The organism is Cohnella baijiui, assembly GCF_020731285.1.
Taxonomy (GTDB): Bacteria; Bacillota; Bacilli; order Paenibacillales; family Paenibacillaceae; genus Cohnella.
This window is the reverse complement of the sequence record NZ_JAJFOW010000151.1, coordinates 1-368: the sequence shown is the minus strand read 5'-3', so window position 1 is coordinate 368 and position 368 is coordinate 1. Positions and strand designations below refer to the sequence as shown.

The following is a 368-nucleotide window of genomic DNA, read 5'->3' as shown; positions in this document are numbered from 1 at the left end:
CACCTGTCAAACATTCCGAATGGACCCGAACAAGCGTCGGCGTATCAGCATCAATATCGCCTTTAACAAGGGCTACATGCTCTTTGCCATCCGTATCGTTCGTATAGGCAACCATGCGGAAATGCCCATACTCGGTCGGCAGCTCTACCTCCACTTCGCGCTTCACCAGCTTATCGTAACGAGTACGATAGCGAATTAACTCTTCAATCGTAATCATCTTCAAATCATGCTTCTCTGCGATATGAGCCAAATCAGGCACACGTGCCATGGAGCCATCTTCATTCATAATCTCGCAAATGACACCGGCAGGATAGCTGCCGCATAAACGAGCCAGATCAACGGCCGCCTCTGTATGACCGGCGCGGCGG

The 368-nt window shown here is 51.1% G+C and carries 1 protein-coding gene; it reads right to left on the bottom strand.

Annotated elements, in window-relative coordinates:
• Positions 1 to 368, bottom strand: a 368-nt coding sequence (locus LKX83_RS32080) for a 3,4-dihydroxy-2-butanone-4-phosphate synthase (protein ID WP_227887317.1), incomplete at both ends; no start/stop codon positions are given.